Origin of the sequence: Phytohabitans rumicis, assembly GCF_011764445.1 — a bacterium.
In the GTDB taxonomy this organism is placed as follows: Bacteria; Actinomycetota; Actinomycetes; order Mycobacteriales; family Micromonosporaceae; genus Phytohabitans; species Phytohabitans rumicis.
Map to the genome: position 1 here is coordinate 6041583 of NZ_BLPG01000001.1, position 11893 is coordinate 6053475.

9 protein-coding genes are annotated in these 11893 nt (G+C 62.6%); 3 read left to right on the forward strand and 6 right to left on the reverse strand.

Annotation, left to right across the window (positions count from 1 at the left end; translation table 11 throughout):
* Window positions 1–291 precede the first annotated feature (291 nt).
* The 4 genes from Prum_RS27555 to Prum_RS27570 all read right to left on the reverse strand — a co-directional run bounded on the left by Prum_RS27555 (window position 292) and on the right by Prum_RS27570 (window position 6984).
* Window positions 292–2883: an NACHT domain-containing protein gene (locus tag Prum_RS27555; protein ID WP_173079139.1), complete on the reverse strand. Its 2592-nt coding sequence runs from the start codon at window positions 2881–2883 to the stop codon at window positions 292–294.
* Between the two features lie 704 nt (window positions 2884–3587).
* Window positions 3588–4367 carry an 8-oxoguanine DNA glycosylase OGG fold protein gene (locus Prum_RS27560; RefSeq protein WP_173079140.1) on the reverse strand — a complete coding sequence of 260 codons (780 nt, stop codon included), beginning with the start codon at window positions 4365–4367 and terminating at the stop codon, window positions 3588–3590.
* A 93-nt stretch (window positions 4368–4460) separates the two neighbouring features.
* Complete coding sequence (locus Prum_RS27565) at window positions 4461–5669, reverse strand: hypothetical protein (protein WP_173079141.1); 1209 nt, start codon at window positions 5667–5669, stop codon at window positions 4461–4463.
* 134 nt (window positions 5670–5803) lie between these two features.
* Window positions 5804–6984 (reverse strand): IS3 family transposase gene (locus Prum_RS27570; RefSeq protein ID WP_371871390.1). Its coding sequence is split into 2 segments (ribosomal slippage): window positions 5804–6690 and window positions 6690–6984, totalling 1182 coding nucleotides; the frame shifts between segments, so codons are not numbered across the junction.
* A 142-nt stretch (window positions 6985–7126) separates the two neighbouring features.
* Here Prum_RS27570 and Prum_RS27575 point away from each other — a divergent pair.
* Both Prum_RS27575 and Prum_RS27580 read left to right on the forward strand, forming a co-directional pair.
* Window positions 7127–8334 (forward strand): IS3 family transposase gene (locus Prum_RS27575; protein WP_173079142.1). Its coding sequence is split into 2 segments (ribosomal slippage): window positions 7127–7424 and window positions 7424–8334, totalling 1209 coding nucleotides; the frame shifts between segments, so codons are not numbered across the junction.
* Window positions 8335–8537: 203 nt separating this feature from the next.
* Window positions 8538–9179: a response regulator gene (locus Prum_RS27580; protein WP_173079143.1), complete on the forward strand. Its 642-nt coding sequence runs from the start codon at window positions 8538–8540 to the stop codon at window positions 9177–9179.
* An 867-nt stretch (window positions 9180–10046) separates the two neighbouring features.
* Here Prum_RS27580 and Prum_RS27585 read toward each other — a convergent pair.
* Window positions 10047–10244 (reverse strand): hypothetical protein, encoded by a 198-nt coding sequence (locus Prum_RS27585; RefSeq protein ID WP_173079144.1) that lies wholly within the window; start codon window positions 10242–10244, stop codon window positions 10047–10049.
* Here Prum_RS27585 and Prum_RS27590 point away from each other — a divergent pair.
* Entirely contained in the window at window positions 10243–10728 is a 486-nt protein-coding gene (locus tag Prum_RS27590) for a phosphotransferase family protein (RefSeq protein WP_173079145.1), read from the forward strand. The two genes, Prum_RS27585 and Prum_RS27590, sit on opposite strands and share 2 nt — an antisense overlap.
* Window positions 10729–11156: 428 nt before the next feature.
* Here the strand turns inward: Prum_RS27590 and Prum_RS27595 are convergent, their stop codons facing one another.
* Window positions 11157–11882, reverse strand: a complete 726-nt coding sequence (locus Prum_RS27595; RefSeq protein WP_173079146.1) for an HAD family hydrolase — start codon at window positions 11880–11882, stop codon at window positions 11157–11159.
* Between the last annotated feature and the right edge of the window lie 11 nt (window positions 11883–11893).

The window sequence follows — 11893 nt, forward strand, 5'->3', positions numbered from 1 at the left end:
TGGACTGCCGAGCCTGCCCGCAGGCGACCCCAGCAGCCCGCAGCAGCCTGTAGTCCGCCAGCCTGCGGAGGCATCGACGTTTATCTCCAGGGCGCGGGTAGGGGACCGGCAGCGGCCGGGTCGCGCATTATCGGCGGCATGACAGTGCGTCGAGACGATTCCTGGACCGCAGATACCTACGCCAAGCAGTGTCATCACAGAATCAGTTCGATCTAGTAACCCAATGACGTGACGTCGACGCCGAATAGACATTGAGAAATGGGTTAAGCCTCGGAATGTAGAACGTTCGACTCAGAGGTGCAACTCGGGCCAGCGGAAGGAAAAAGAACACGAAATTGGCGGCGGCTGCGAGAATAATCCCCAGCACCACCGATCCGACCATGACCTGGATAGCAATGGTGATGGCCACCGGGGCACGGGATAAAAGATCACAGTAAAGCAGCCCAATTCGTACCGTCGCGTACCTTGCTCCGGGGGAGCCTGTTCGACCTTTACTATTTGGTATGGAATGGAGCCGATGATGATGGCAAGCACAAGAAGGCCAAAGTCGTAAGTCTCGTACGACTTAGACAATGTTCGTGGACTGGCATACAAGGTAAGTGCAAGCCACGTGACCGCGCCTAGCGAAGCGATGGTCCCAAGAGCTACTAGAAACCACTGAGGGATCGTAATCGGAATCCGAAGCGAGAATCGCTTGTCTCGCTCAAGCTTCTTAAATGCCTTCAGATTCGCTCTCTTGGCAATAAGGAACGGAGACCCATTCGAACCGAGAGGTTCTACCGAGAGGGCGTCGGCCAGGCATAGTAATGTAACCAAGTTTGAGGTGATGGGAACGCCACGCTTGAACGGATATGCTTCTTCGCGAACTCCGCGGCCGAACTCCAGGGTTCCCAATGACGGCTGGTTCTGGAGTTCGGTAAAGTACCTCGAATCCATCGCTAGATTCAGCAGTCTGGAGACAAACAATTTGCATTCAGGCTCGTCCTCTATGCCGTACGTATTAAGACAACGCCAAAGAGGTCCGACTAGCCTGCGATTGTTAGGTACGGCAGTCATGAGCGTGGAAGCTAGCGCGACGACACGGGGCGAATTGCTGTTGGCAACATCCCCTAGTACCTGCAAAACGCCATATATGTCTCCGCCGAACATTGCGACAAGATCCTTTTGTGAACTTACTTCGAGGAGACCCTTAATAAGCTGTATTGCCGTGTCTCTGGTCTCGACCTCGGGCGATCGAGTGGCCGCAAGAAGAGCGGGCACGAGGACGGTCGCTTGCCCCGCCGAAGCAACCTGGTCGGCAAGGGTCTCAAGTATCTCATCCGCTACCCGCTTGCTGGCTCGCGCTCCAGCGAGAGCGTAGCCGGCAAGTTCTGGGCTTGATCCGAAGATCTGGAGTAGTACTTTGTCTGTGTTCTGCGCTCCTGCGGCGACAAACATCAGCGACTGACGCCAAGCGTCGTGTGCCGCCTTTTCTCCGATCAGAGGAAGCGACTCCTCCTCCATGCGAAGAAGCTGCTCCGCAACGAAGAATTCGTGTATTGACCGGTGGCTGAATGCCAGCAGACCATCCTCAGACGCTTCAAATACCAAGCCCGCCTTGGATACTATCTCGTCAACGAAATCATCTACTTGATTTCTGGCAACTGAGGTTAGCTCCGGGGCTAAGAAGTCCGTGTGATCTACGAGGGCCCTTCGAGTAAAGGATTCAAACTGATCCGAACTGACGGTGGAGGCGAATGCGACCTCGCGAAGGACGCGACGTTTATCTTTCGCCTGGAACTTAAGCGACTGGCTTACAGGGGAACTATCGGACGCTCGACGCCTAAGCATCTCCGATATCATCGAATCATACAGTACCGGGACAGATGAAGGGATCACAAAATCGGGCTCGCGGGCATATAGTCCGACTGACATCGCGAGAATCAGAGGGCTCCGATACAAGTCGAAGTTTCCGGAGGCTCGAAGGTCGGCAATAAACTTTGCAGAAGACTTCGGCTTTCGGAATGCACTCCTTCGCTTGGTGACGTATCGCTGCATATCCTCGTCGCGAAATGGCGCCAAGGTGAAGGCTTCCTCACTAAACCACGGCATCCAGTCGTCGCGCAACTTGAGAAAGTTCTGATGCCGGCATGTAAGGGCCATTCTCCCGTTCGCCGTCGGAAGCGCAGTGTCGTCGCCGTTGATAAAGGACCCTACACTCTCAACAACCCATCGGTATCGATCTCTCGCAATCTCATCTAAACCATCGAGCAGAATGAGACACCGACGATCTTTAAGGAGACGCCGTAGGTACCACTCCGACGCCCGGGTTATTCCTGCATTCACGAGAATCCGACGCATTTGTCGTTCAATTGCGTTTGAACCAGTTTCTGGTCGCAGCCTACGAAGCGGGATCAAAAAGGGAACTTCTTTTCCTCTAGGCCGCCGATCGGCTCCGAGCAACAGGGTCCTCCATGTCCTCTTCGTAATGCCAACAGCATATGCCCGGAGTAGAGTCGATTTTCCGGATCCCGGATCACCCAGGATGATGAGCCTGTTGCGGCCGCTTCCTAGGACGTCCGTGCCCAATAATTCAGCGTTACTCTGGCCTTCGTCGGAAGTTACCGTTAGCGGAACGTAGGTCGAGGCAAGATCGAGCGTCTCGACCTGATTTAGGTAGATATTCTCTGTTTTTGCATATTCGCGAACAAACCACTTTTGGTATCGACGATCGAAGCTTCCCGTCGTGTAAAGCAGAGACCGCCAGAGGTGGCTGAGTAGCCGTCGCAGCCGAGCACTGATCTTAACCGCAACCCCCACGGCGACGACCAAGCTCGCCAAGGCCACCAGTAGTTCTGCCAGGTCAAGGTTCGTGCCTTTAAGTAGGTTGGTCAACTTCTCCAAAGCGGCATCCCTCAGACGTCTTCATCCCGATACACTCATGATCTTGCACTACATGGCCATCCCGGGAGTTCGACAGCCGACATGCAGCGTAGGCGGAGATGCCAAGGCCCGCCTAGCCCATGCCGCGTTGATCCAATTCCAGACGGAAAAGACGTCACGACCTCGTTGGTGGCCTCTTGACGGCGTTACTGACCCAGATACTTGAGCTAACTCAGGGGATCGGACCTCTAGCTCTCTGTGAGACCTCATTCACGACCGTTGGCCTGATCCAACCGGGTTCGCCACGATTTGGTCTCAACGCCCCGCCTCTGATCATGGCAGTTCGCCAGCCTGGCACCGGAGTGTTATCGACGGAGTCGTGATTCGCTGCTAGACCGCGATGCCGCATAGGCGGCGAGACTAGTCTGGATGACGGTCGAGCTTTCCTACCAGGTCCGTCGTAGCGCAGACGTGCGCCGCTCGCTGTGGAGGTGCCGGTTGACCCGGGCATACCAGGCCGTTCACTAAGCGCTTGGCTGCAAACGCGGGACTGCAGATAATTAGAATGCTCCCGCACATGAGTGCAGCATTGTTCTTTATGACCGTGCTCGACGCCACCGCCAGTTCCCGCGGCATTCGGACCGCGGCTGCGGTCACCGATAACCCGGTCCAGGAACCGCCACCCATCTGATGCCGCGATACTTACACAGCAGGATTGGACGTACTCATCTCGGCAGATCCGCGAACCCGCCAGGCGGCGGCCTGGTGGACTTACGTACGTGTTCGCGTTTTCTATCGGACCTGTCCAGGGGTCTGTGGTAACTGCGCCGAACCTCGGTCCGTGTTGAATAGCCAGTACTCGACCTGGTCGGGGTCGTCGTTTGTGCTGTCGTGGTTAGCTCGGTGGCCCAGTTCGCGGCGAGGTTGCAATAGCGGGCGTACGTGTCTGGGCCCCAGCCGCCGTTCGGGATGGTCTTCCAGCCGCGGCGGCGCAGTGCGGTGGCGACCCGCGCGTCCAGGATGAGGCAGGGGTGGTCGGGGTTGCCGCCGCCGGCGAAGTAGAGGAACTTGGTGCCGAACGCCGGTCCTAGGCCGCGGATTCTTGAGCGGTGGCGGTGTGGGTGGAGTTGGGCGTAGGCGGCTTCGGGGTCGGTTGCTGCCAGCGCGGCTGCTCTTTGCAGGGTGGCGAGGGTCGCTGCGGGGTCCGCGGCTACCGAGCGGATTCGCCGCCTGCAGTGCCGCGGTCTGGTCCCGGTGCCCCAGGCCAGGGCGTGCCACAAGAGCCGCGCCGCGACGAGCTCGTCGTTTGCCGCGCCGCGCGTGTGGGTCCAGACGTTTGCGCGTGTGAGGTGCCTGTCGGTGTGCTGCAGTGGGCCACCTGGCGCGTTGTACTGGGCCAGTTTCGCGGCCCACCAGCTGGGCTCGATCGTGATCTTCTGGTGGATGAGGCAAGTTCGGTCCCGGATACCGGCCGCCGCGTCGTGGGGAACGGGGATCTCAGTCACGTTGGCCATCCGGGTCCGGGGCCGTTGGGGCGGCGAGTCTGCGGTCCGGCGGAGGTTGTTTCTGGTGTCACGAACATGTCCGGGTTGACTGCGTTATCCGTCGTAGACGGTGCGGTTGTTGCCGCCGTGGTAGGAGCATGATCCCTGCCGGCCCCCGGACATGCTGACCATGCCGTCGTCGCATTCGATCATGTATCCCTTGCCGTTCCAGAAGTTGTCGATGCAGTCGAAGTAGGAACAGATGTCTGGCTTGGGGTCGGTGATCCGTGATCCTCGGCTGCAGTAGTTGTAGCCGTACGGGTTGCTGGGAGCCCGCACAGGCTGACAGCCTTGGGCGTAGGGGAGGAACGGGTGCGCTTCGGGCCGGCTTGGCTGTGGGCGTGCGGGACGGCACAGGCGGGGTGGCTGTCGGGGCGGCGTGGTTGGCGCAGTGACCGGCGGCGGACTCGTCGGTGGGGCAGCCGGCGTGGAGGTGGGCAGCGCGGAACTCACCCGTCCAGTTGTGGTGGTGCTATCGGCTTGGGGCGTGTCGGATGTCTGCGGCGACGGCGGTGCGAGGGCTACTGCGATGCCGCACAGCAGCAAGATCGCGGTGACCGCGGCGGCGACGAGGACGCCGGGGCCCAAACGGGCAGTCATCGGGGCCTGCTGCTCCATGGCGACCGGCGGCGGTTGCGGGCGGTACCGCTGATGTTCGCTGATCTGCTGCTCAAGATGGGCAACGAAACCCGCCCGGTCGTTGGTGGACTCGGCCAGGGCGAGCGAGAGGTTGAACCGGAAGCTGGCCGCCGTCGCAGGCTCTACGCACAGGCCCGAGGCCCGTACGCGGTTGGATACTCGCATCAACGTGGTCCGGTTGTCGGGCAGGTGGGCGAACCCGACGAGCTTGGCGTACAGCCACTCCCGCCGCCGGTTGCCGTACAGCACGACTCGCCGATTGGTCACCACCGCCGTCCCCGCGTCGATGCGCGGGCCGGCGAATGGTGGGCCGGCCGGCTGCGGGTACGCCGAGAAGCCTGTATACCCCGGCGCCGGCAACGCTGGCTGGTCCGGCAACTCCACAATGGCCGCACCGGGCAGGACAAGGAACGCGACCTCAGCACGGCCAAGATCGACATACGGTGGCACCGCATCTGCGGGCAGACCCGCGAACGTCTGCGCCGCGGTCAGCATCCGTCGGGCCTCGTCGCCGTCTCGCTGCCATGCCCCGAAGGCGGCCTCGAAAGCCCGCCGACGCTGCTCGTTCTGCCGGTCAGCCCAACGCTGCCGCCACCCTGACCGCCCCGGCCCGGCCGCCACCATCACCGCTCCCTGTCCAGGCCTATCCACCAAACGTCAAATGAGGCAACCACCTCGTTCGGCCATCCGACAGGGCCTATGCGCCACAAAGGACCGGGTGAGCTTCCCCCCGTAGGCCGGACACCCGAGGTGTGGGGTCAACGGTCGTGATCAGACGGGGTGTGGAGTTTCTCGAACTCGATGGGACTGCGCATTCCGAGGCTGGAATGGCGTCTTACCGGGTTGTACCAGCATTCTATCCATTCGAAGATAGCGTTGGCAAGCTCGTCGCGGGTCTTCCATTTCTTGCGGTCGAGTACCTCTAGTTGTAGAGTTCCCCAGAAGGATTCCATCATGGCGTTGTCGTAGCAGTCGCCGACGGTACCCATCGAGCCGAGCAGACCGGTTTTCCGCAGACGCTGACCGAAGTCCCATGATGTGTATTGGGTGCCGTGATCGGAATGCAGAATCGTTTCCTGCCGGGCTGGTGGGCGGCGGACGATCGCCATCGACAACGCGTCCAGGACCAGCTCGGTACGAAGATGATCGGCCATGGAGTAGCCGATGATCCGCCGACTGTAGGCGTCCATGACCGCGGCGCAGTACAGCTTGCCCTCCTCGGTAGGGTGTTCGGTGATGTCGGTCAGCCACAACCGGTTCGGCGCGTCCACATCGAACTGTCGGTTGACCAGGTCCGCCGACGGCGTGGCCTGCGGGTCACGGACGGTGCACCAGGACCGGCGCCGGTAGTACAGGCCCTGGATGCCCGCCGACCGCATCAGCCGGGCCACCCGTTTCTCATTCACGTGCAGGCCCACGCCGAGGGTCAACTCAGCGTGTACCCGGGGCGACCCGTACGTTTTCTTCCGCGGATCAGCGTGGATTTTCTCGATGTACCGCAGCAGCATCTCGTTCTCCTGCTCCCGCGCCGATACCGGCCGATCCTTCCATTCGTAAAATCCGGAGCGGGACACACCCAGCACTCGGCAGGCCACCGCGACGTCGATGCCGTCATCGGCGAGTTCTCGGACCAACCCGAACGCTACTTTGGGAGCACATTCTCCCGGGCGAAGTAAGCAGCCGCCCGCTTGAGAATCTCATTCTCCACCTCAAGCTGCCGGTTACGGCGGCGCAGCTCGGCCAACTCCTTCTTCTCCGCACTGCTCAACCGACCCGCACCGCCGCCGCCGGCGTCGTCGACGTCGGCCTGGGCCATCCAGTTACGCAGACACGACTCGCTGATACCCAAATCCTTCGCCAACATCGCGACCGGTTTGTCGCCGGTCCGGGCCAACTGCACGGCTCGCTGGCGGAACTCTGCAGGGTGTGGGGCAGGCATGAGACGACATCCTTCCTGGAAGCCGCCGTCCACCTCACCTCAGGTGTCCGGAGAACCGGGGAAGCTCAGGGGAGTTGCCCCCTGATCTTGGACACCTGAGACTTGGATCTTGATGGTCCAGGTGGACAGGAGTCCCTGACAGATGGTGATGAAGCACTACCCGCCCGAGTTCAAGGCCGACGCGGTGGCGTTGTACCGGTCCCGGCCGGACGCGACGATCAAGTCGGTCGCCGACGACCTGGGCGTGAACCCGGAGACGCTCCGTAACTGGATTCGGCTAGCGGATGGGCGGCGCAGCGGCCCGGCGGTGATCCGGCCGGAAGCCGCGCCGGCGCCGGCTGGGTCGGTGGAGGCGGAGAACGCGCAGTTGCGTCGCCGTGTGCGGGAACTGGAGGAGGAACGCGACATCCTGCGTAAGGCGGCCCGGTATTTCGCCGGGGAGACGCGCTGGTGAACCGCTTCCAGTTCGTCGAGGACCACCAGCAGCGCTTCGGCGTGAAGCGGTTGTGCCGGGTCCTGGGCGTGGCCCGGTCCAGCTTCTACCACTGGAAGGCCACCGCGGCGGCTCGGGCGGCCCGTAAGGCCGACGACGCCGCCCTGGCGGCCCGGATCCGGACCGTGCACGCCGACTTCGACGGCACCTACGGCGTGCCGCGGATCACCGCCGAGCTACGCGACCGCGGCGAGCGGGTCAACCACAAGCGCATCGCCCGGGTGATGCGCGGGATCGGCCTGCAAGGACTGCGACTGCGTCGCCGGCAGCGCACCACGATCCCGGACCCGGCCGCGGCGAAGGCGCCGGACCTGATCGGCCGGGACTTCACCGCACCAGCGCCGAACCTGCGCTATGTCGGTGACATCACGTACCTGCCCGTCGGCGAGCGCGGATTTCTTTACCTGGCCACCGTGCTGGACCTGCACTCGCGCCGGCTGGCCGGCTGGGCGATCGCCGACCACATGCGCACCGACCTCGTCCTGGACGCCCTGGCCGCCGCACAGCGCACCCGGGGCAGCCTGGCCGGGGCGATCCTGCACACCGACCACGGCGCCCAGTACACCTCCCGAGCGTTCGCCGCCGCCTGCCGTGCCGCCGGCGTTCGCCAGTCGATGAGCGCGGTCGGCAGCTCCGCGGACAACGCCGCCGCCGAATCCTTCAACGCCACCTTCAAACGCGAGACCCTGCAAGGCCGCCGCGCCTTCACCGACGAACGAGAGGGACGCCTGACCGCATTCCGCTGGCTGCACCGCTACAACACCGTCCGCCGCCACTCCCGGCTCGGACAACGATCCCCGATCGCCTACGAGAAGACACTCCGACCAACATCAACTACCCTGGCATCAGCCGCATAACCCCGTGTCCAAGATCAGGGTCAAGCCCCCGGGTCGATGGACCCTTTACCCCACCCGATCAGCCACCACCGGCTCCAACAGGCTACGACGGGACCACCGCCGAGTGGCGGCTATAGACGAAAACCCGATCGTCGACAACGTCGCGCGCGTGGGTTACGCTCCCGTCTCTATTCAGGCCGACTCCCAATCGCTCAGGGGTACTCGTGCAAGCCGTTGAGGTGATCAAGGCCGTTGCAACGCTGCTGTGGCCGATCGTCGTCGCCGTCGTTGTATTTGCCCTTCTGCCGGTGGCACGCCGGATGATCAAGGACAGTCATACGGTAGAAATCGAGGTATCTGGCAGTAGGATCAGTGTGCAGCGGGTTTCGGATGAGGTTCGGAAGCTTATAGAGGACCTCCAGGACCGGGTCAACCAACTCGAAAGCGCGGCGGATACCCCAAGCGCCCAAGAAAGAACGCAAACACCGCAGACCCGGGCCCCGAGAAAGGTCCTATGGGTGGATGATCGACCAGATGCCAACCTTTTCGAAAGAGCTCGTGTTAGCGAAACCGGCTACGCCGTCATACAGGCTGAATCCACGGCAAAGGCCCGGCAGATGCTCGGCCTCGAGGGACCGGTTGCTGTGATCGTCTCGGACATGGGGCGAATCGAGAACGGCGCCTACAACCCTAAAGCGGGACTTGACCTAGTGAGACAGCTCAGAGACGACGGCGACCAGACGCGGGTAGTCTTCTACAGCTCTCAACGAAGCCTCACCACGGTGGACGGTCACCTTGCGAACATTCCGAATGTCGCCTACACCACCTCTCCCACGGAACTCTCAAACCTTCTTGACCTGCGATAACAGGGCGCCCTAGATACGCTGTCTTCGGCAGATCCGGTCGGTCGTATGCCAACATCAGCACGAACTACGCGGAGCTTTCGTAGCTTAGCTTTGTTCGAGGGTGTCGGCCAGCTCGAGGAGTGCTCGGTCGGGGAACCATGTATTCCCATCCTTGGTGACCCCGACGATCCACCATGTCTCAGCGGGAGAGCCGATGACGATCCTGTCGCCCACGCGAAACCGGGCGCCCCACGCCTCAATCCGCATCGTGACTCGCGTGCCGCTGGCGACCCCGGTGCCTTGCACTGCCCAATCATGGCTGCGACTACAGTGGTGCGGCCGATAGTCGTGTTCGGTGCCTGTCGGAACCACCGATTTGTCCTCGCGCTCACTTCCGGAGCCGAAGAGCCGCCTGAACCTAGACATCGAACTTCAGGACTCCAATCGTGCGCCCTTACGCTACGGTGGCGTCTATCAAAACAGCAACGGTGTCGGAGTGGCATGCCTGAACGGCCATGGCGGTATCCGCTCATCGGCATGTTTTGGCGTTGGTGATGGCGGCGTGGCTATATTCTGCATATGAAAGGCCGCGCCACCCGGCCAAGATCGAATCGGCTGCGGTCCGTACACTCACCCCCGCCCACGTACGCGATGGTGTGGGACGCGCGGTGTCAGCGCTAGCTGCCTGCCGACCCAGCCCTCCGACCAACATCACCGCGACAACGATCAACTCAAGGCGTAACGACACCATCGACCCCGGTCGCCTTCCTGATCACCGCGCCACGTACCCGGCGCGCTCTATCCCCACGGCGGCACACACAAGACCCCAACCGAACAGCCCCGCCCCAACTACCGCGCATTCCAGATCCGCTCGCCCGGCAGTCGTTCTCAATCGTGCGGCAAGATGATCGTGTGAGGTCGGGCGAGGCGATCACTGCTGCCATCGACGCCGCACGCGACGGCGGCCTTGCAGCCGATCGAGCGTGGGTGCTCCGCGTTGGTGAGAACGGCGTGGTTGTCCTGCCGGCAGCAGGAGCGCTCGCCCGCGTGGTCCATGACCAGGGGCAACTCGAACTCGTGCGCCATGACCCGATTCGATGCACGGCTTGCAGGCGGCGTGACGTTGTCAGCAACGGATCGGACCTTCCTGACCGCCTACCGGGAGCACTTGGCGACCCAATGGGACCGGGCCAGGTTCGAGTTGGGTGAGGCTGTGCTGCATGGCGACGCGCACATGGACAATCTGCTACGGACCGCGGATGGCCGGTTGGTCTTCGTCGACCTAGAGACGGTGGCGATCGGGCCGCCAGAGTGGGATCTGACCCTCACGGCGCTGTACCACGAGTGCGGGTGGTTCTCCGCGGATGAGTACGGCGGCTTCGTGGACGCCTACGGCTACGACGTGCGGACCAGTGGCGCTTGGTCCGTCCTGAGGGGCATCCGGATGCTGCGGATGACGACTTGGTTGGCGCAGTCGGCTGCCGACCATCCGGAGCGGGAGGTCCAGCTACGACATCGGATTGCCACGCTTCGCGACGGCACAGCTCCCGAGGGCTGGACCGGCTTCTAACCGCCGACACCGATCGCAGCAGCGATCTCCGTTCGCACTGACTGAACCCGGTCCCCGAGGCTTGGGGTACAGACATGGCGCCCGAGTGTGGTGCCGAGGAGGCGGATGTCATCGATAGCGCGATGTGAGCCACCTTCCGAGCGTCCATAATGGTGTTCTCGGCATCATCCATCGCACGTCGTAGGTCGTGATGAAGGGCTTTTGAGGCAGGCGATGCGGATCATGGTGATGGCCTTCGACCGGACGGCCTCTGGCGGATGCGTCGCGTACGTCGTCTCAAGCCGGCCGATCGTAGCGGCGGCCTGTGTCTCGTCACCCGTCGCCATAGCCAGGTCGAACATCACGTGCCCGGCGTCGCCGAGGATCTGACCCTCGTCGGCGTGGTACCCCCAGGTGGGATCCGGCGAACCATCGGCCCGCGATGCGGATCATGATCGGCGGCCAAGCCTGCCGGTTAGCACAGCCATCAGCCGGTCCGTATCGGTGAGGTCCGGCAACACAACTTCTGCTCCGGCACTACGAAGCTGTTCCTCGGTGTCGCGGCCCGTTGCGACGGCCACGATTGTCCCCCCGCCCGCATGTGCTGCTCGCACGTCGTTGGCAGTGTCGCCCACGATGATCGTGTTGCTGCGTGTGAAGGTAGTGCCGTATCGCGTGCCGGCCCGTTCTTGAGCGATGGGTACCAGCCTGGCTCGCTCTGGGTCGTCGTCGCCGTAGGCTCCCGCCTCGAAGTCAACATGCCCGTCCAGTCCGAACGATCGCAGCTTTACGACGGCCACGCCGCGGAGGTTGCCGGTTAGCACCGTCGAGACCAGGGCGGGCAGCTCCGCCGCAGCGGCCAGGGCAGCGGCTGCGCCGGGCAGCCTCCGGCCGTGGCTGCGCAGCTGCTGGCCGTGCGTCTCGTACTGCCTGACAAGTTCGGCTGAGTACTGCTTCTCCAGGTCGGTGCTTGATGTGATGCCGTGTCGCTCCAAGGTTTCGCTGAAGATCGCTAGCTCAGTCCGTCCGGTTGGCTCTACCACGTGCTCGATCGATCGTCCCGTGACCGTCTCGAACGCTTCCCGGTACAGTTGGGTGCCCATTCCGCGCGTCTCGATCAAGGTGTGGTCGATGTCCCACAGGACTAGGCGACGCTCGGCAGGGTGAATAGCCATTGCCTGAGTCT